The organism is Clostridium intestinale (assembly GCF_035905475.1).
GTDB lineage: Bacteria > Bacillota > Clostridia > Clostridiales > Clostridiaceae > Clostridium_T > Clostridium_T intestinale.
Genome location: NZ_CP121166.1, coordinates 1,698,945 through 1,717,526, shown reverse-complemented (window position 1 = coordinate 1,717,526; position 18,582 = coordinate 1,698,945). Strand labels below are relative to the sequence as shown.

Genomic DNA, 18,582 nt, shown 5'->3' with positions numbered 1-18,582 from the left:
TTTTTATGAGTCTAAAAGCAAAATCAATTAAATTGAAGAAACAAAGTATTTTACCAGGATTTAATTTAACATTAGGATTTACAGTTTTGTATATAAGTTTGTTGGTTTTAATTCCAGTGTCAATGATTTTTTTTGATTCTTCTTCTTTAGGATTAAAAGGTTTCATAGAATCTGCAACTTCTGAAAGAGTATTGGCTGCATATAAACTTTCTTTTGGAACATCCTTAGCAGCTGGAATTATAAATACAATTTTTGGTGTTATAATAGCATGGGTTCTTGTAAGATATGATTTTCCAGGTAGAAAGCTTATAGATGGGATTGTAGATCTTCCGTTTGCACTTCCTACTGCAGTTGCAGGTATTGCATTAACAACTTTATATGCTGAAAATGGATGGATAGGAAAATTCTTAACTCCATTAGGAATAAAAGTTTCATTTACACCTTTAGGAATAATAGTTGCATTAACCTTCATAGGGTTACCTTTTGTTGTTCGTACTGTACAACCTGTATTAATAAATCTCGAAAGAGAAGTTGAAGAAGCTGCTGCTAGTTTAGGAGCAAATAGATTAATAACATTTATAAAGATAATACTTCCAGAGATAACACCGGCTTTAATTACAGGATTTTCTCTAGCATTCTCAAGGGCCTTAGGAGAGTATGGATCAGTTGTATTTATATCAGGGAATATGCCTATGAGAACTGAAATAGCTCCTCTACTTATAAGGACTAAGCTAGAGCAATATGATTATGCAGGAGGAAGTGCAATTGCGGCAGTTCTTCTGATAACCTCTTTTTTTATTCTACTATTAATCAATATATTTCAATGGTGGAATTCAAAGAGATATTCAAGAGTATAGGAGGTTAACATGGCAGGTAATGTATCATTAAGAATTAATAGTAAATCCAAGCAAAAAAACAACTCATCTACTGATGAAAGTAAATTAACAAAAACAATTCTTATTTCAATAGCACTTATATATTTAACACTATTACTCATAATACCTTTAATTGCTGTATTTGCAAAAGCTTTCGAGAAAGGTTTAGATTTATATATCAAAGCTATAACGGATCCAGTGGCATTAGATGCATTAAGACTAACTTTATTAACTGTGTTAGTCGCTGTACCAATAAATACAATATTTGGCTTAGCAGCATCTTGGGCATTAGGTAAATTTGAATTTAAGGGAAAAAGTATTTTGCTTACGCTTTTAGATATTCCTTTTGCTATTTCTCCAGTTATAGCTGGATTAATATTTGTATTACTTTTTAGTACTAACCATGGTCTTTTTGCAGATTTTCTAAATGCAAATAATATAAAGATTATATTTGCACCACCAGGAATCATTATAGCAACTACATTTGTAACTATGCCGTTTGTTGCTAGGGAGTTAATACCCCTTATGCAATCTCTAGGAACAGCAGAAGAGGAAGCTGCTTTAACTTTAGGGGCAAATGGATGGCAAACATTCTTTAAAGTGACATTACCTAATATAAAATGGGCATTGTTTTATGGTGTAATTTTAACAACAGCGCGAGCTGCAGGAGAATTCGGTGCAGTTTCTGTAGTTTCAGGACATATACGTGGTCTTACAAACACACTTCCTCTGCATGTAGAGATTTTATATAATGAATATCAATATTCAGCATCATTTGCTGTAGCATCTCTACTTACAATAATTGCGTTAATTAATTTAATAATAAAGAATGTATCAGAGTGGAAGGTTAGTCAGTTAAACATTAATGAAGAAGGGGTTGTAAAAAGTGAGCATTGATGTAAAAGGTATATCAAAAGAATTTGGTTCTTATAAGGCACTTAATAATATAGATTTAAAGATTAATACAGGAGAACTTATAGCACTTCTTGGACCATCGGGTTCAGGGAAAACTACACTTTTAAGGATTATAGCTGGTTTAGAAACAGCAGATATTGGACAAATATATTTTGATGGAGAAGATAATACAAATAAAGATACTCAAGATAGGAACATAGGTTTTGTATTTCAGCATTATGCGTTATTTAGAAATATGACTGTATTTGAAAATATAGCGTTTGGCCTTAGAATTAAATCAAGAAAAGAAAGATTAAGTAAAAAAGAAATTAATGATAAAGTACTTAAATTACTATCTTTGGTTAAGATGGAGGGTATGGCAAATAGATACCCCAATCAACTATCTGGGGGGCAAAGGCAGAGAATTGCCTTAGCAAGAGCATTAGCTGTTGAGCCTAAGGTATTATTATTAGATGAACCGTTTGGAGCGCTAGATGCTAAAGTCAGAAAAGATTTGAGACGATGGCTTAGAAGACTTCATGATAAATATCATATAACTAGTGTTTTTGTAACTCATGATCAAGAAGAGGCATTAGATGTTGCAGATAGAATCGTTGTTCTAAATGAAGGAAAGATTGAACAGATAGGAACTCCAGAAGAGGTATACGATAATCCAGTTAATCCATTTGTGTACAACTTCTTAGGAAACGTTAATCTGTTTCATGGTAGGCTAAACAATGGTAAGGTTAAAATAGGAGATATAGAATTGGAAACTCCAGAATATGAGGATAAAAAAGATGGGAAGGCATTAAGTTACGCTAGACCTCACAATATAGAAATAATAAAAGATGGTGGGAGAGAAGGGTTTATAAAGGCAAAAGTATTGTTTGTAAGAGCTGTTGGCCCTATAGTGAATATAGAGTTAAAGAGTGAAGAAAGTGAGGAATACTTAGAGGCTGAATTAAGCAAGGAAATATATATACAACTGAAGATAAAGATTGGCGAAGAGGTATATATAAGACCTAAAGAAATTAAAGTATTTATTCAAGAGGATTATGTTATATAATGTATCAAAAGAGTATTGCTGAAAAGTGATACTTTTTTGATTTTATAGAAAACCTATGAGAATAGTTGAATTGTAATTAAAAAGCAGTTAAAATTAAAGAGAAAATATAAAGATATAAGGGGTGATAGAAATATGAAGGTTGTTAAAAAACTAAATGTTTCTAGCCAAGGCTCTGAGCAAAGTCCTACAGAGATATAAAGAACATACTCTATGTTCAGGGCCTTTCTAGAATTTACAGGCTGTAATATTTTTGTGTGAACTTTGCTCTATTATTTACAACTAAAAATGTAGATAGGAGCAGAAGGTTATGAAATATGAAAAAGCACAAAATATATTACCAGAAGAATTAGTTGAAATCATTCAACAATATATTGATGGTAGTTATTTATATATACCTAGAAAAGTTGAAAATAAAAAAGCTTGGGGAGAAAATAGTGGAGTTAAAAGAGATTTAAGAGACAGAAATGAAGAAATATTTAGTTTCTATAATAGAGGCATGTCCGTAAGATCTTTAACAGAAAAGTATTATCTATCTGAGCAGACTATAAGAAGAATAATAAGAGAAGAAAAAAGTAATATATAACTTAAGTATAAGGAGTGATATATATGGCAGTAAAAATGCTTCATACATGTATAAGAGTAATGGACTTAGAAAAGTCATTAGATTTTTATAAAAATGCTTTTGGTCTAGTTGAGACTAAAAGAAAGGATCATCCAGATCACAAATTTACAATAGTATATTTAGGAAATGGTGAAGAAGATTACGAAATAGAGTTAACTTACAATTACAATCCAGAAAAACCATATGAAATAGGTAATGGATTTAGTCATATTGCCCTAGGAATGAAAGACATAGAAAGTGAAAGGGAAAGACATATAGCTTTAGGTTATGAGGTTACTCCATTAAAGGGGCTTCCAGGAAATCCTCCTAACTACTATTTTGTAACTGATCCAGATGGATATAAGATAGAAGTTATAAGACAAAAATAACGACTATTAAATGAGGTGTAATAGATGAAGAAGTTGACCTTATTTGGAGATATGGATATAAATTGTTATATAATTGAGTATGATAACAAATGTTATATAGTTGATCCAGGATATGAAAAAGATAAAATAAGAAAATATGTACAAGAACACAATTTAAATGTATTAGGAATACTACTAACTCATGGACATATAGACCATATAAGTGCAATGGATTGTTTTGATGTACCAGTGTATGTACATGAAAATGAATATGATAACTTAGTGCAAAACTATAATAACGTATTTAATCGCTATGGAAGAGAGATGGGGTATTTTTTAGAAGATATTAATCTTACTAAAATCGATGAATCTAAGAAATTTTCTATTGGGGACAAAGAAATAACGGTTATTTATACACCAGGACACACTATTGGTGGAGTTTGTTATAAGTTTGAAGAAGATTTATTTACAGGAGATACTCTCTTTAAGGGCGTAGTGGGGAAGTGGGTATTTCCAACAGGAGATTTAGAGGACATGAAGAAATCTGTTTTAAATTTGATAGAAACTCAAATAGAGGATGTGAGAGTTCATCCAGGACATGGAGAAAGTAGTACTATTGGAGAAGAAAAACACAGTAACAAATTTTATTTGGAATGGAAGTAGAGGTAAGGATGTCTATTATTTTATTATAGTAGGCATCTTTATTTTAATTATTAATATTTATTAAATAGAATAATTAAATAAAACATCTTAATTTTATAGAAAAATAATGGTAAAATGAGATATGAAATTTAATAGGTCATTTTATAGAAAAAATTTTGGGGAGATTGATTACTATGAATGAAAAAATACTTATCGTAGATGATACTCTGCTTAATGTAAGAATTTTAACGGATATATTAGAAGCTGAAAATTACAAAGTGTTTTCTGTGGATAATGGATTCCCGGTATTAAATATGGCTAGAAGTATAAGGCCAGATGTTATTTTACTTGATATAATGATGCCAGGAATGGATGGATTTGAAGTTTGCAATATATTAAAGAGTAATCATGATGTAAAAGATATCCCTGTGATTATGGTGACAGCAAGAACTCAGGGAAATGACTTGAAAAAGGCATTAGAGATGGGAGCCTTCGACTATATTAAAAAGCCTATTGATGAGGTTGAGGTAATAGCTAGAATTCAATCTGCACTAAGGCTTAAAGATGTTCAAGACAAACTTAAAGAACTTGCTATGAAAGATAGTTTAACAGGTCTATATAATCATGCTGTACTCATAGAATTACTTGAAAAGGAATTATCTAAACAAAAGAGAAATAAGGGACATATATCCTTCATAATGTTAGACATAGATTATTTTAAAAGGATAAATGATACATATGGACATATGTCTGGGGATATGATATTGAAGGAACTTTCAAATATATTGATGAGTTCTCTACGTAAAGGAGATATAGTAGGCAGATATGGTGGAGAAGAATTTGGTATAGTTTTAGTTGGAACTAATAAACATGATGCTTTTCATCTATGTGAGAGAATAAGAAAAAAAATAGAAGATTACAATTTCTTTTTTGATAATAGAGTAATAAAAATTACAGTAAGTATGGGGATTTTCTCTAACGATTATAATAGTAGTATTACTGGAAATGAAATAATACAAAAAGCAGATGAACAGCTTTATAAGGTGAAAACGGGTGGTAGAAACCAAGTTGGCTATGTTGAATAAATTATATTGCAATTACTTGTTTAGATTAAAAACATCACGTATAATATAAAAAACAGCTAATTAAGTATATAGAAAAGGGATGAAGATAATGAATAGAGAATGTGAAGAAAATATAGTTCAACTAGTTTCAGAAATAGCAAATAATTATAAACAAAACTCTGTTTTTTCAGTATATGAATCTTCTAATTTGCCAGACAAGTATGAGGTTATAGAAATATTGCAAGAGTTGAGACAACTTATTTTTCCAGGGTATTTTCAAACCAAGAAGTTATCAAATAGCGTAATGGAATATTATATAGGCGATCTTTTAATGAGTATACAAGAAAAACTTCATAGACAAATAAAATTAGCGCTTAAATATAAACATCAAATAAGTGATATTAAAATAATAGAAGAAAAAACCTGCAAAACATGCAGAACCTTCTTAAAAACATTACCTAAAATACAAGAATATGTTTCTACAGATGTACAAGCAGCCTACGACGGAGATCCAGCTGCTGGCGATGTAGAGCAAGTAATTTTCTCGTATCCAGGAGTATTTGCAGTAAGCATTTATAGAATAGCACATGAATTAGATATTTTAAATGTACCATATATCCCAAGAATTATGACTGAGTATGCTCATAGTTTAACTGGAATTGATATAAATGCTGGAGCGGAGATTGGAAAATACTTTTTTATAGATCATGGTACAGGAGTTGTTATAGGACAAACTTGTGTTATAGGTGAATATGTAAAGATTTATCAAGGAGTAACCTTAGGGGCATTATCAACAAGAGGAGGGCAAGGGCTTAAAGGAGTAAGAAGACATCCAACAATTGAAGATAATGTAACTATTTATTCTGGTGCATCTATATTAGGTGGGGATACTGTAATAGGGAAAAACTCAGTTATAGGAGGTAATGCATTTATTACTCAGTCAGTTCCAGCTGACACTAGAGTAAGTGTTAAAAATCCTGAACTTAGTTTTAAAAATAGTAAACCAGAAGAATTAAAACAAGAATTTATTTTTGATTGGGTTATATAAGTTCTAGGGCTGTTATTAATTAAAAATTAGTGACAGCCCTAGAACTTTTAGCTATTTTGTTATATCTTCTTTTATTCTTTGCTCAGCATAACGTTCTATTTTAGGGTTATTTAAACCTAAATTTACAGGTCCTAAAGCTAACATGGCATCTATCATATTAGATACTTGATCATGTTGTTCATGTATACCAAGTTCTCTATTTAGTTCTTTTTCTTTATTTCTCATATTAACACCTCCATAACTAGACTTCCCGTAAAAGTGAGATTTTAAACTTTAAAGCATCAAAAATGTTTGACAGAAAATATCAAAATCATTATAATCAAATTATAAAATAAAACCTATGATTAAGATAAGTAGACCTAGTACAAGACTTAAAGAGAGTTGTAGGCGGTGAGATTACAACAGTACAAGCTAAGTTGAATGGACTTATAAGGGCGGGAGGAAAAGCAGAATTGCTTAGTAATACCCGACGAGATTTCCACTCGTTATAAAGGAAGATGTATGAATGTACATTAGTGAGTGGGTTATTTTGACCAATTTAGGTGGTACCGCAGAAGTTATAGACTTTTGTCCTAGTTATTTAGGATGGAGGTCTTTTTTATTTTCTAAAATACATTTATATAGGGGCATAAGTTTTAAATATTTTATAAAATAAAATATTAATATAAATCAAAGGGGGCTATTAAAATGAAAAAAATACCACATAGAATTTATTTAACTGAAGATCAAATGCCTAAACAATGGTATAACTTAAGAGCAGATATGAAGGAAATTCCAGATCCGATGTTGAATCCACAAACCTTCAAACCGGCTACAGCAGAGGAACTATATCCAGTATTTTGTGAAGAGTTAGCTAAACAAGAAATGGATGACTCAACTAGGTATATAGATATTCCAGAAGAGATACAGGAATTTTATAAGATGTTTAGACCATCTCCTTTAATAAGAGCTTATAACCTTGAAAAAGCTTTGGGAACTCCTGCAAAAATCTATTATAAATTTGAGGGAAACAACACATCTGGAAGTCACAAATTAAATTCAGCTGTTGCTCAAGCTTATTATGCCAAAGAGCAAGGGCTAAAGAGTTTAACTACTGAAACTGGAGCTGGTCAATGGGGCACTGCACTAGCTGAAGCATGTAGTTATTATAATATTCCACTTACAGTTTATATGGTTAAATGCTCATATGAACAAAAACCATTTCGTAAAGCAATCATAGAAACTTTTGATGGAAACATAATCCCAAGTCCAAGCACCACAACTAATGCTGGTAGAGCTATCTTAGAGAAAGATCCAGATACTACTGGAAGTCTTGGATGCGCTATTTCAGAGGCAGTAGAAAAAGCAGTTACTACAGAAGGGTGTAAATATGTACTTGGTTCCGTACTAAATCAGGTACTTCTGCATCAATCAATTATAGGCTTAGAATCTAAAATTGCCATGGAAAGTATTACTGAATATCCAGATATAGTAATAGGTTGTGCAGGAGGTGGATCAAATCTTGGAGGGCTAATTGCTCCTTTTATGCAAGATAAATTAACAGGAAAAGCTAATCCAAGGATAATAGCTGTAGAACCAGCTTCATGTCCATCATTAACAAGAGGTCGTTATGCTTATGACTTCTGTGACGTTGGAAAGATTACTCCATTAGCAAGGATGTACACTCTTGGTTCAAGTTTTGTACCATCAGCAAACCATGCTGGAGGGCTTAGATATCATGGTATGTCTCCTATAATATCAAAACTTTATCATGATGGATATATGGAAGCTATATCGGTAGAACAAACTAAGGTTTTTGAATCAGCAACTTTATTTGCAAAACATGAAACCATACTTCCAGCACCAGAATCAGCACATGCTATATATGGAGCTATTGAAGAGGCTCTTAAGTGTAAGGAATCTGGAGAAGAAAGGACAATTTTATTTGGATTAACTGGAACGGGTTATTTTGATATGATGGCATATGATTCCTATTTGAAGGGAACAATGACAGACTATATTCCAACAGATGAAGATTTAGAAAAAGGATTTTCTGAACTACCTAAAGTACCTGAAATTCAAGAATAAATAATAAAAATAAGCTATGGATTTTTAGAAATCTGTGGCTTATTTTTATTATTTATATTCCTACAATATTTCTATTTTTGCAAGATATAAATATACCGTATTATAAGCATATCTAACATACTATAGATAAATAAAATGAAACTATATGGTTAAATCTTCAAATATCTAATGGATATTCCTAAAAGATACCACAGCCAATAATTGTAAATTAATGCCTTGAGGAGTAATATCATAATATTATTTTAATATTATAATTATTGATGGGGTAAAATTGAAATGGAAGAGAAAGTACAGATTGCCAAAGAGAACATGGATGAAAAAATATTTAAATTGACGACAAAAGATGTTTACAAAAAACTCAACACTAGAGAAGAAGGGTTAACATTACAAGAGGTACAAGCAAATCGAGAGAAGTATGGAAAAAATGCTATTACTGAAAAGAAAGGTAAACCTGCAATATTAGTTTTAATGTCCAATTTTGTTAGTTTAATGGCTCTTTTATTATGGGTTGGAGGGATTATTGCCATAGTTGCAGATATGGTTGAACTTGGGGTTGCTATATTTTTGGTTAATATTATAAATGGAGTTTTTAGCTTTTGGCAGGAGCATAGAGCAGGCAAAGCTACTGAAGCTTTAAAAAAGATGCTTCCTTCTTACGCTAGGGTTATTAGGGACAATAAAGAACAGCAGATATTAGCAGAGGATTTAGTTCCTGGAGATATTATGTTAGTAGAAGAAGGGGATAAAATATCAGCCGATGCTCGTGTAATTGAAAGTAGCGATCTTCAAGTAAACCAATCAACTCTAACAGGAGAATCTAATCCAGTGAGAAAAACACATGATCCAATAATGAGAGATGGACTGTCTAAGTCAGAAACACCAAATCTTATTTTTACAGGCTCTAGTGTAGCAAGTGGAACAGCAAAAGCTGTAGTTGTTTCAATTGGTATGGAAACTGAATTTGGGAAAATTGCTAACCTAACTCAAACTATGAAAGAAGAGCTGAGTCCACTTCAAAAAGAGTTGAATTTATTGACTAAACAAATCTCAATGATAGCGTTAAGCATGGGGGTAGTATTTTTTATAACGGCTATATTTTTCGTAAAAGAACCTATAGCAGAAGCATTTATATTCTCTTTAGGAATGGTGGTAGCATTTATTCCAGAAGGATTACTTCCTACGGTTACTTTGTCTTTAGCAATGGCGGTACAGAGGATGGCAAAAGAAAATGCTTTAGTTAAGAGACTGTCGGCAGTTGAAACTTTAGGATGCACTACTGTTATTTGTTCTGATAAAACTGGAACTTTGACTCAAAATGAAATGACAGTAAATAATCTATGGCTCCCAGGAAAAGAATTGAAGGTTACAGGATTAGGTTATGCTCCTGTAGGTAATATTATTTATGAAGATAAAGAGCTTTATGCTGAGAATGACGAAGATTTAAAAATACTGTTAACTGCAGCCTCACTATGTAGTAATGCACGTATAGTACCTCCAAATGATGAATCAGATAGATATACTGTGCTAGGAGATCCAACAGAAGCATGTTTAGGGGTAGTTGCGCAAAAAGCTGGAATAGATACAATTAATCAGATTAATTTTATGCCAAGAATTAGAGAGTTACCCTTTGATTCAAGAAGAAAAAGAATGAGTACTATTCATAATTTGAGTACTCCCATAGGAGACTGTGAAAGAATAGCATACATCAAAGGAGCTCCAAAAGAAGTGTTGGAACTTTGTACAGGCATAAATAAAAATGGTGATAAAGAAGAGCTAAGTGATTCGCAACGTAATGAAATTATGGAAGCAAATGATAGATATGCACGTAATGGATTAAGAGTTTTAGCAGTTGCATATAGACATTTAACTAAAGAATGTAATCTTCCAAAATCTTTAAGTTCTTATACACCAGAACTTATTGAACAAGATATGACGTTTGTTGGACTAGTTGTTATGGCAGATCCTCCAAGACCAGAGGTTAAAGATGCTGTAGAGCTATGTCATAGAGCAAAAATAAGAATCATTATGATAACTGGGGACTATGGATTAACAGCAGAGAGTATTGCAAAGAGGATTGGTATTGTAGAGAGTAACCATCCTAGGATTGTATCTGGAGTTGATCTTGAAAAAATGAGTGACGATGATCTTAAAAGAGTATTAAGGGATGAAGTTATTTTTGCAAGGGTAGCACCAGAGCAAAAATATAGAATAGTATGTAATTTACAAGAACTAGGTCATATAGTAGCTGTGACAGGAGATGGAGTTAATGACTCGCCAGCTCTAAAAAAAGCTGATATTGGTGTAGCTATGGGGATATCTGGTACAGATGTTGCAAAAGAAGCCGCAGATATGATATTAACCGATGACAATTTTGCATCTATTGTAAAAGCCATAGAAGAAGGTAGAGCAGTTTACAGCAATATAAGAAAGTTTTTACTCTATATTCTTAATAGTAATGCACCTGAGGCAGTACCATCAGCAGCTTTTTTGCTATCTAAAGGAAACATTCCGCTTCCTCTTACTGTAATGCAGATACTGGCTATTGATTTAGGTACAGATATGTTGCCTGCTCTTGGGCTAGGCGCAGAACTACCGGAGAAAGGTGTTATGGAAAAACCTCCACGCTCAAGAACAGAGATATTAATGAATAAGAAAACAGTCATTAAGGCATTTTTATGGTATGGGTTATTAGAATCGGTTATAGCAATGGGGGCATATTTCTTTGTAAATATACTAAATGGATGGCCGAATGTTCCATTGGCTAGTTCCGGAGTAGTTTATAAACAAGCTACTACAATGACGTTAGCATCTATAGTATTTTGTCAAATTGGTGCAGTATTGAATTGTAGAACAGAAAATGAGTCGGTATTCAAGATAGGAATATTTGCTAATAAAAAAATAGTAACTGGTATTGTTTTTGAAATCTTATTGATTTCAGCAATAATTTATATTCCATTTTTACAGAATATATTTAATACAGTAGCGATAGGTTTCAAAGAGTGGATATACTTGATTGTATTACCTTTCCCTATATTACTACTAGAAGAAGGTAGAAAGGCAATTTCAAGAAAACTTAGTAGAATTAAAAAAGTTAATGATAAGAGGTTAGTGATATGAAAGAAATTATAATAGGTTGTGGGGTTATGGGATCAGGATTAGCTCAAAACCTCATAAAAAAAGGTCATAGTGTAACAATCATTGACAATAACCCAGATTCATTTAAACTACTTGGTGAAAACTTTAAAGGAAAAATGATTGTGGGAGTAGGATTTGACAAAGATGTATTAACAGAAGCAGGAATTTCATTTGTAGATGCAGTCATAGCTTGCAGTAATAGTGATGAAGCTAATGCACTTATAGGAAGAATATCTAAAAATATTTACAAAGTACCTCGTGTTATAGCAAGGTTGCATGATCCTAGAAAGGCAGAAATATATCGTACTCTTGGTATTCAAACTATATCATCAGCAGCATGGGGGATACAAAGAGCAACTGATTTATTAAGCTACAATCAACTAGATAGTGTATTAACTATTGGTAATTCAAGTGTTGAATTAGTAAGAATTGAGACTCCAGCACTTTTGGTTGGTAGAACTGTTAGCGAGATAACGTCAATAGGAGAGTTCCAAGTTGTTGCTATAAGTCGTGAAAATAAAACTTTCCTGCCAACTTGGGGAACAGTATTTGAGAAGCAGGATGTGATATTTATATCGGTTGTAGCAAGTTCTGCAAGTAGACTAAAAACATTGCTTGGTCTAGATCAAAAATGGAGGAAAAATATATGAAAGTTGTTATTATAGGTGGAGGTCAAGTAGGTGAGCATATTGCAAGTTTACTTTTAAATAATGACTACTCTGTAAAAGTAATAGATAATAGGGAACACATAGTAGATAAGCTAAAAAAGGAACTTCCTTCAGAGACAGTAATATTAGGAAATGGGACAGATCCTAATATAATGGAGGCTGCAGGTATAAGCTCAGCAGATGTTGTTGTTGCAGTATCTGGATCTGATGAGGTGAATTTAGTAGCATCAACTATAGCGAAGTTTGAGTTTGGAGTTTCACGGGTTGTTGCTCGTGTAAATAATCCTAAAAATTCTTGGTTATACAATATAGGCATGGGTGTAGATGTTGCTGTTAATCAGGCTGATTTAATGGCTCATATTGTTATAGAGGAAATGGATTTAAAAAATATGTTTACACTTATGAAACTATCTTTAGGTGGATACTCTATAGTTCAAATAAAAGTTGATGAAAATTCTAAAGCTGTTCAAAAGGAAGTAAAGGCACTAAATATACCGTCTAATTCAAAACTTATTACAATCTATAGAGGAGAGGAAGTTATACTGCCAGGTGGAGATACTATTATAAATGCAGGAGACTCCATACTAGCTTTAGCCAATTCAGAAACTCAAGCAGAGGTAAATAAAATTTTTTCGCCTAGGTAAATGATAAAACTATATATAATAATTTAGAGGAATTGCTATTTCATTAATTGATTATAGCAATTCCTTAATACTATAAATGCTTAATGTTATTGTTGAAATTATTGCAAATAAACATTATAATATTGGGAGTTTGAAAAATATAAAAATAAGATAAATACTACTATAAAGAATAAAAAATATCCTCATACGAGTTTATTTATATTATAATAAGATGTGAGAATGTTTGTTAACTGAAAAAAAGGAGGAACAATTAGTGTATTGTGTTAGAGAAATAACTGAAGATATTTATTGGGTTGGAGGAAATGATCGTAGACTTGCTTTATTTGAAAATATTCATCCAATTCCAAGAGGGGTTTCCTACAATTCTTACTTACTTTTAGATGAAAAGACTGTACTTTTTGACACTGTTGATTGGTCGATTTGTAGACAATTCCTTGATAACATTGAAGGTGTTTTAGGAGATAGAACTTTAGATTACTTAGTAATAAATCATGTGGAACCAGATCATGCAGCTTCCATTGAAGAAATACTTCTTCGTCATCCTGAAGTTAAGATTATATGTACAGGAAAAGCTGTTACATTTATGCGTCAATTTGGATTCCAAGTAGATGGAAAGGTGATAGAAGTTAAAGATAAAGATACAATGTCTTTTGGAAAACATACTTTAATGTTCATAACTGCACCAATGGTACATTGGCCAGAAGTTATGGTTACATATGATACAAATAATGGAGTGTTATTTTCAGCTGATGCCTTTGGAACATTTGGGGCTTTAGATGGAAAAATGTTTAATGATGAAGTTAATTTTGATAGAGATTGGCTTGAAGATGCAAGAAGATACTATACAAATATTGTAGGGAAATATGGACAAAACGTTCAAAATCTTCTTAAGAAAGCAAATTCTTTAGATATAAAAATGATATGCCCACTTCATGGTCCAGTATGGCGTAGTAATTTAGAATATTTTATAGACAAGCATGATAAGTGGAGTAAGTATGAGCCAGAAGAAAAAGGTGTACTTATAGTTTACGGAACAATGTATGGAAATACAGAAGCTGCTGCTAATGAATTAGCAACAACATTAGTAAAAAAAGGCATGACAAATGTTGTTATGTATGATGTTTCAAAAACTCATGTTTCCTATTTGATATCAGAGACATTTAAATATAGCCATGTGGTACTAGCTTGCGTAACTTATAACTTAAATATTTATCCACCAATGCTTAATTACGTGCATGATATGAAGGCTTTAAACCTTCAAAAACGTACTGTAGGAATCATAGAAAATGGTTCATGGGCTATTCAATCTGGAAAATTAATGACTGAATTTTTACAAGGAATGAAAGACATGACTATATTAGAAAATAAAATGACTTTAACTTCTGCAATGAAAAAAGAAGACATAAACTCTATGGATTCACTAGCAGACAATATTATAGAATCAATGAAATAAAAATGTAGATAAGGACTTTCTTATAAATAATATTTATGAGGAGGTCCTTATAATTTTATACCGAAGAGAGTATGTAGGGAGATTTACTTGTATAGGTGGGTATATGTTTATTAAATGCATATAAGATTGTTTGAATAAAGTGTTGATAAGAGAAACAAATAACTTTAAGGATAAGCGTTTACTAAGTGAATTAATAATGATCTATCTAATGTGATAAATAGGAGACTCCCTAAATAAAAGGTTACTACTATAATAAAAATAGCAATAACCTTTAGTAGTATTAAAACATAATTTTAACTTTAAAATCATTACGGCATGAAGGACAATTTACAGTATGACTTCCTGTTTTTCTTGGCAGACGAAGTACCTTTTTGCAATTAGGGCAAGTGCGGTAACGATGAGTTTTGATTTCCTTTAATCTACGAAATGTTAATGAAAACTTTGATTTAATAGGATTCCAAAATTTCAAAAACATTTGATTTTCTCTTTGCCTTTTATATATGTTTTTAGAAAAACTTCTATAAAAGGTCAATATAAGAACAATCCATGATAGACCTCTTATTATAGGTGAAGGAATAAAAGAGTTAGCAATAAACAAAATAAAATATAACACAATTGATGCAATATACAATTGGTCGCTACCATATCTTCCATACATAAAACTTACTAACTTATTTTTAAAATTTTTCATATTTAATCACTCCTTTATTAATATGGACCAAAGAAAAAACTACAGAAAAATCTGAACAAGTAATATCCTAAACATATTTTCCAAATATTAAATACGGGTATACCAAAACCTCTACTTTGATTTTGATAAAAAGCACCACTACCTTGTATTCTGTTTAATAAAAGATGGTATTCAAAATTATTAGGATCCATTCTTACAGCTGTTCTAGCATGTTCAAGTGCAGTAATCTGGTTATGTATACCTAGGTTTGCAACTGCACTATAATAGTACCATTTAGCACTTCTACTAGGTATATTATTTAGAACATTTAAAGCTTCATTATAATAACCAGAATTCATATAATGAATTGCAGAATTATAATCATTAACATAAGAAGCATCATTACCATATGTATTTTGCCCACCATAACTGGCATTATAACCTCCTTGAGAAGTATAACCTTGTTTAATTTGATTATAAGCACTATTAATTTCGCTCATTTTTCTTGCAGCTTCTTCATTTCCTTGATTTAGATCAGGATGATATTTTTTAGCTAATTTTCTATAGGACTTTGCAATTTCTTCGTCACTAGAATCTGGAGAAACCCCCAGTACTTTATAAGGGTCCGATATCATATTTGGGCACTTCCTTTCTTATTAGTAGCAGCTACATATCTTGTCCACACTCCAGAATAAAGAATATTATCAATAATATTTTTATCTCTTTCAATTGGCAAAGTTTTATACCTTTCGGTACAATCAGCCATAAGTATATTCAGTATAGAAGAAAAGTTGTCAGAGGAAGTGGTAACTAATGGATTATAGCGTTCCTTTTTTATATCTTCTTTCAAATCAAGACATGCATCCATAATATAAATAAATTTTCCAAGAGACTTTCCAAATGTATATAATCTTTCTGAATATTCATCTTCATTTACAACAAAAATTTCACCCATAAGTTCTCCAAAACAATTTGAAGGAATGTCAGGGTTAAGCTCTCCAGATTTCTCAATAAAAGAAAGCTCCTTTAAATACTGAGAAATTTTAGCTGCTTTATTTGGATATCTTTTTTCAATAAGCTTACACTTTTTCTCAAATAATTTGGCCTCAAATAAAGAGAAAATCTTTTTATCATCCTGCCAATCATCAAGAAATTTATAATATGTAAGAAGAATATTCATATCTGATGCATATTCTGTGATTTTATTTCTCCAAAATTCATGTTCCTTAAAAGGGTGAGAAATACATTTTTCAGTTTCAACATAAGTATTTTCATTATATAATGAAGTCAGAAAAAGAACAAGAAAAGTCATATCATAAGTTAGGGTTAATCGGCTCATTGCGCCATGTCTATCATTAAGAGTAGAACACAAACCGCAATAACAAGATCTATACTGTTGTTTTTCAGAAACATTTAATTTATCTACATTGGCAATTACATAGCCAAACATTTACCCACCTGCCTTATATATTATAAAAATTACATTTAATTATACAATATTTTTGTGTCTATTTAGTGACAAAATGTAAAAATTAAAACAATTTAATAAGGTATAAATTACTCTAAAACTTTAAATGAAAAAATATTGACAAATAAACTACAATCTCATAATATATGTATATGCATATAAAATAGATCTAATAAAAGTGGAGTTAAATAACAAAAAGATATGAAATGTACATGTTTATAGAAATTTAAAATACCTTGACAATAAGAAATATTATGGACTAAGATAGGTTTATTCAAGGATTTGGAGGTCAATAAAACTATCTATGGAAAAATCAAATGAAACTAAAAGATTAAAAAATTGTGTTTGTAGAAATTTACGCATGACAACAAGAGTTACTACTCAATATTATGATCAAATGTTTCAATCTGTTGAACTGCCAGCAGCTCAGTTTTCATTATTAGCCGATATATCCTATCGTAAAAATTCTACTATAAGTGAACTGGCAGAAGCTTTGTTAATGGATCAAACCACAGTAACTAGAAATGTTGAAATTTTAAGAAAAAAGGGATATGTTAGCGTGAATCCTGATAGCAATGATTCAAGAAGAAAATGTGTTTCTATAAGTGAAGAGGGAGCAAAAAAACTAAATGAAGCTGTTCCATTATGGAATGAGGTTCAATCCATGATTGAAAATGAAATTGGTGATGAAAGATTTGAAGAGTTTTTAAAAACCTTGGGGCAGATACAAAGTTTTATTAGTAAAGTTTCTAAAACTTAATTTAAAACTTACTTATTTTTTAAGTAAGATTTTTTATAAAGCAAAACATGTATATACATGTTTCTTTTGTAAGTAAAATATTTATGAAAGGAATGTTAAGAGGATGGATGATTTAGCAATAAAAATAAGAGATGAGGCTTTGAAGTTAGGTTATGAAAAGTGTGGAATTATAAAAGTTGATGAAATGTATGATTATGAGGATAGATTAAATGAGAGAGTAGAAAAAGTGCCAATAACAAAGGGCTTTTATAGTAGATATTATAATTTTGCTCATTTACAGGATACCTATCCATGGGCAAAGTCTATAGTTGTTTGCATAAAAAGATATGATAACTATCACGTTCCAGAGCATTTACAAGGTGTGATTGGAAAGACATATATGTTTGATAGCAGAGTAGATGAAAAATCTAAAGAATTTCAAGATGGACTAAAGTTTGAGAAGTATATGCAGGGATTAGGAATTAAGACTCATACAGAAAGAAAATTTGGAGTTACAGGTATGAGATGGGCGGCACTTAAAGCTGGGCTTGGAATAATACGTAGAAACAATTTTTTCTATACAGAAAAAGGCTCATGGCTTACTATTGAAGCTTGGGTTATAGATGAAGAACTAGAATATAAGGAAACTCCAAATATTAGGCCATGCTCTGAAAAATGTAATTTATGTATAAAAGCGTGTCCTTCTAAATCCCTATCTGAACCATATACCATGAATCCTTTAGCGTGTGTATCTTGCCTTACAACTTTTGCAGGAAGAGATATGCCGAGTGAAAAATTTAAAGAAGCTATGGGTGATTGGGTATATGGATGTGATGTTTGTCAGGATTCATGTCCTATGAATAAAAATAAATGGATAGGAAATGAAGAATTCCCAAACTTAGAAGAGTTAAGTAGAAAGATATCTTTAGAGAAAATAATCAAAATGGAGTATGATTTTTTAGAAAACGTGTTGCAGAAGAAGTTTTGGTATATACCTAAAGATGATGTGTGGAAATGGAAGGTTAATGCAATAAATGCTATGATAAATAACTATAAAGAAGAATATAAAACAAGTATATATGAAGCATTAGAAGATTCGAATCAAAAGGTCAGAGTTATGGCAGACTTTGCAATCAAAAAACTAAGCATATAACTATTGTCATTATAAGTTTATCTTTAA

Annotated in this window: 19 protein-coding genes and 1 other annotated feature; of the genes, 15 read left to right on the top strand and 4 right to left on the bottom strand. The window is 31.3% G+C overall.

Annotated elements, in window-relative coordinates; all coding sequences use genetic code 11:
• Positions 1–5 precede the first annotated feature (5 nt).
• From cysT to P8F83_RS08865, 8 genes are all read left to right on the top strand, one after another.
• Positions 6–857, top strand: coding sequence for a sulfate ABC transporter permease subunit CysT (cysT, locus tag P8F83_RS08900; RefSeq protein ID WP_326514324.1), 852 nt, complete (start codon positions 6–8; stop codon positions 855–857).
• Positions 858–866: 9 nt separating this feature from the next.
• Positions 867–1,772: a sulfate ABC transporter permease subunit CysW gene (gene cysW / locus P8F83_RS08895; protein WP_326514323.1), complete on the top strand. Its 906-nt coding sequence runs from the start codon at positions 867–869 to the stop codon at positions 1,770–1,772.
• Positions 1,762–2,835: a sulfate/molybdate ABC transporter ATP-binding protein gene (locus tag P8F83_RS08890; RefSeq protein ID WP_326514322.1), complete on the top strand. Its 1,074-nt coding sequence runs from the start codon at positions 1,762–1,764 to the stop codon at positions 2,833–2,835. The genes cysW and P8F83_RS08890 overlap by 11 nt, the downstream gene beginning before the upstream one ends.
• Positions 2,836–3,142: 307 nt before the next feature.
• Positions 3,143–3,418: a CD3324 family protein gene (locus P8F83_RS08885; RefSeq protein ID WP_326514321.1), complete on the top strand. Its 276-nt coding sequence runs from the start codon at positions 3,143–3,145 to the stop codon at positions 3,416–3,418.
• 23 nt (positions 3,419–3,441) lie between these two features.
• Entirely contained in the window at positions 3,442–3,825 is a 384-nt protein-coding gene (gloA, locus tag P8F83_RS08880) for a lactoylglutathione lyase (protein ID WP_021801513.1), read from the top strand.
• Positions 3,826–3,849: 24 nt separating this feature from the next.
• Positions 3,850–4,467, top strand: coding sequence for an MBL fold metallo-hydrolase (locus P8F83_RS08875; protein ID WP_326514320.1), 618 nt, complete (start codon positions 3,850–3,852; stop codon positions 4,465–4,467).
• Between the two features lie 173 nt (positions 4,468–4,640).
• Complete coding sequence (locus P8F83_RS08870) at positions 4,641–5,531, top strand: diguanylate cyclase (RefSeq protein ID WP_286904656.1); 891 nt, start codon at positions 4,641–4,643, stop codon at positions 5,529–5,531.
• Positions 5,532–5,619: 88 nt separating this feature from the next.
• On the top strand, positions 5,620–6,558 hold the full coding sequence (locus tag P8F83_RS08865) for a serine O-acetyltransferase (RefSeq protein WP_286904655.1): 939 nt from the start codon (positions 5,620–5,622) through the stop codon (positions 6,556–6,558).
• Positions 6,559–6,609: 51 nt separating this feature from the next.
• Here the strand turns inward: P8F83_RS08865 and P8F83_RS08860 are convergent, their stop codons facing one another.
• Complete coding sequence (locus P8F83_RS08860; RefSeq protein WP_175550897.1) at positions 6,610–6,783, bottom strand: hypothetical protein; 174 nt, start codon at positions 6,781–6,783, stop codon at positions 6,610–6,612.
• Between the two features lie 106 nt (positions 6,784–6,889).
• Positions 6,890–7,136 (top strand) — a binding site (T-box leader).
• A 109-nt stretch (positions 7,137–7,245) separates the two neighbouring features.
• Between P8F83_RS08860 and P8F83_RS08855 the strand changes: the two genes are divergently transcribed.
• The 5 genes from P8F83_RS08855 (at position 7,246) to P8F83_RS08835 (ending at position 14,525) form a co-directional block, all read left to right on the top strand.
• The gene (locus tag P8F83_RS08855; RefSeq protein WP_326514319.1) at positions 7,246–8,625 is read left to right on the top strand and encodes a TrpB-like pyridoxal phosphate-dependent enzyme; all 1,380 of its coding nucleotides are present in this window, start codon (positions 7,246–7,248) and stop codon (positions 8,623–8,625) included.
• Between the two features lie 276 nt (positions 8,626–8,901).
• Complete coding sequence (locus P8F83_RS08850) at positions 8,902–11,742, top strand: cation-translocating P-type ATPase (RefSeq protein WP_326514318.1); 2,841 nt, start codon at positions 8,902–8,904, stop codon at positions 11,740–11,742.
• Positions 11,739–12,410: a potassium channel family protein gene (locus P8F83_RS08845; protein WP_326514317.1), complete on the top strand. Its 672-nt coding sequence runs from the start codon at positions 11,739–11,741 to the stop codon at positions 12,408–12,410. The genes P8F83_RS08850 and P8F83_RS08845 overlap by 4 nt, the downstream gene beginning before the upstream one ends.
• Positions 12,407–13,072: a potassium channel family protein gene (locus P8F83_RS08840; RefSeq protein WP_326514316.1), complete on the top strand. Its 666-nt coding sequence runs from the start codon at positions 12,407–12,409 to the stop codon at positions 13,070–13,072. The genes P8F83_RS08845 and P8F83_RS08840 overlap by 4 nt, the downstream gene beginning before the upstream one ends.
• A gap of 253 nt (positions 13,073–13,325) precedes the next feature.
• On the top strand, positions 13,326–14,525 hold the full coding sequence (locus P8F83_RS08835; protein ID WP_326514315.1) for an FprA family A-type flavoprotein: 1,200 nt from the start codon (positions 13,326–13,328) through the stop codon (positions 14,523–14,525).
• 280 nt (positions 14,526–14,805) lie between these two features.
• Here the strand turns inward: P8F83_RS08835 and P8F83_RS08830 are convergent, their stop codons facing one another.
• The 3 genes from P8F83_RS08830 to P8F83_RS08820 are packed head-to-tail and all read right to left on the bottom strand — an operon-like array spanning position 14,806 to position 16,645.
• Complete coding sequence (locus P8F83_RS08830) at positions 14,806–15,216, bottom strand: hypothetical protein (protein ID WP_326514314.1); 411 nt, start codon at positions 15,214–15,216, stop codon at positions 14,806–14,808.
• 17 nt (positions 15,217–15,233) lie between these two features.
• The gene (locus tag P8F83_RS08825; RefSeq protein WP_326514313.1) at positions 15,234–15,830 is read right to left on the bottom strand and encodes a DnaJ domain-containing protein; all 597 of its coding nucleotides are present in this window, start codon (positions 15,828–15,830) and stop codon (positions 15,234–15,236) included.
• The gene (locus tag P8F83_RS08820) at positions 15,827–16,645 is read right to left on the bottom strand and encodes a DUF5685 family protein (protein ID WP_326514312.1); all 819 of its coding nucleotides are present in this window, start codon (positions 16,643–16,645) and stop codon (positions 15,827–15,829) included. Before P8F83_RS08820 ends, P8F83_RS08825 begins: the two co-directional genes overlap by 4 nt.
• A gap of 379 nt (positions 16,646–17,024) precedes the next feature.
• On the opposite strand from P8F83_RS08820, the gene P8F83_RS08815 reads away from it, so the two are divergent.
• Positions 17,025–17,423, top strand: a complete 399-nt coding sequence (locus P8F83_RS08815) for a MarR family winged helix-turn-helix transcriptional regulator (RefSeq protein WP_326514311.1) — start codon at positions 17,025–17,027, stop codon at positions 17,421–17,423.
• Between the two features lie 103 nt (positions 17,424–17,526).
• Positions 17,527–18,555 carry an epoxyqueuosine reductase gene (locus P8F83_RS08810; RefSeq protein ID WP_326514310.1) on the top strand — a complete coding sequence of 343 codons (1,029 nt, stop codon included), beginning with the start codon at positions 17,527–17,529 and terminating at the stop codon, positions 18,553–18,555.
• The last annotated feature ends 27 nt before the right edge of the window (positions 18,556–18,582 follow it).

Bases quoted from the DNA above. Each gene is read 5' to 3' on its own strand.
- cysT (WP_326514324.1), top strand. From the start codon at position 6: ATGAGTCTAAAAGCAAAATCAATTAAATTGAAGAAACAAAGTATTTTA.
- cysW (WP_326514323.1), top strand. From the start codon at position 867: ATGGCAGGTAATGTATCATTAAGAATTAATAGTAAATCCAAGCAAAAA.
- P8F83_RS08885 (WP_326514321.1), top strand. From the start codon at position 3,143: ATGAAATATGAAAAAGCACAAAATATATTACCAGAAGAATTAGTTGAA.
- gloA (WP_021801513.1), top strand. From the start codon at position 3,442: ATGGCAGTAAAAATGCTTCATACATGTATAAGAGTAATGGACTTAGAA.
- P8F83_RS08875 (WP_326514320.1), top strand. From the start codon at position 3,850: ATGAAGAAGTTGACCTTATTTGGAGATATGGATATAAATTGTTATATA.
- P8F83_RS08870 (WP_286904656.1), top strand. From the start codon at position 4,641: ATGAATGAAAAAATACTTATCGTAGATGATACTCTGCTTAATGTAAGA.
- P8F83_RS08865 (WP_286904655.1), top strand. From the start codon at position 5,620: ATGAATAGAGAATGTGAAGAAAATATAGTTCAACTAGTTTCAGAAATA.
- P8F83_RS08860 (WP_175550897.1), bottom strand. From the start codon at position 6,783: ATGAGAAATAAAGAAAAAGAACTAAATAGAGAACTTGGTATACATGAA.
- P8F83_RS08855 (WP_326514319.1), top strand. From the start codon at position 7,246: ATGAAAAAAATACCACATAGAATTTATTTAACTGAAGATCAAATGCCT.
- P8F83_RS08850 (WP_326514318.1), top strand. From the start codon at position 8,902: ATGGAAGAGAAAGTACAGATTGCCAAAGAGAACATGGATGAAAAAATA.
- P8F83_RS08845 (WP_326514317.1), top strand. From the start codon at position 11,739: ATGAAAGAAATTATAATAGGTTGTGGGGTTATGGGATCAGGATTAGCT.
- P8F83_RS08840 (WP_326514316.1), top strand. From the start codon at position 12,407: ATGAAAGTTGTTATTATAGGTGGAGGTCAAGTAGGTGAGCATATTGCA.
- P8F83_RS08830 (WP_326514314.1), bottom strand. From the start codon at position 15,216: ATGAAAAATTTTAAAAATAAGTTAGTAAGTTTTATGTATGGAAGATAT.
- P8F83_RS08825 (WP_326514313.1), bottom strand. From the start codon at position 15,830: ATGATATCGGACCCTTATAAAGTACTGGGGGTTTCTCCAGATTCTAGT.
- P8F83_RS08820 (WP_326514312.1), bottom strand. From the start codon at position 16,645: ATGTTTGGCTATGTAATTGCCAATGTAGATAAATTAAATGTTTCTGAA.
- P8F83_RS08815 (WP_326514311.1), top strand. From the start codon at position 17,025: ATGACAACAAGAGTTACTACTCAATATTATGATCAAATGTTTCAATCT.
- P8F83_RS08810 (WP_326514310.1), top strand. From the start codon at position 17,527: ATGGATGATTTAGCAATAAAAATAAGAGATGAGGCTTTGAAGTTAGGT.